We start from the raw sequence: 534 nt of genomic DNA on the forward strand, positions 1-534 counted from the left end.
GTTTGATCTAAAGTCTTGCTCGCTGATTAAGCTTTTGCGTCACTACTTACAGCGGTAGCTTGTTTTGTGACGGTTAAGCTAACAGTCACGATGTCACCTGCAACCGCGTTTGGTGGCAAACGTACATCTACCGCTAAATTTTCACCCGCTTTCGGTAAATCGATATCCGTATCAGGTAAATCAATCGCGATGATCACAGGATCGTGGTCAGATGCCGAGAACGCGTCGTTGTATTTCGGCATGTCACCTGTGTATTTGCTGCCGTACTCAAACAAGTTACTTTCTAGTGAGTTAATGTGCCAATCTTCAATCGCTACCACTTTTTGCGCCAAGCTGTTGCTTGCCAAGGCGTGGTCTAAATTGCCCAACTCACCAGAATAGGTGTACGAGAACGTGTCTGTGCCATGCAGCAAGGTATTAAGGTTGTTCAGGCCGTAACCTTGTTTGATTTGCGTTTGCTCAACTTGCAACTCACCACCGTTGATTGTGGTGTAACCCGCTGTGTAGATATCACGTCCGTATTTCTCTTTCGAG

Annotated in this window: 1 pseudogene; it reads right to left on the bottom strand. The window is 46.3% G+C overall.

What is annotated here, in order from left to right:
• Positions 1-29: 29 nt before the first annotated feature.
• Positions 30-534, bottom strand: a pseudogene (locus tag R7190_RS30265) (nuclease); the annotation flags it as partial.

The sequence above is a fragment of the Vibrio sp. 1078-1 genome (assembly GCF_033340475.1).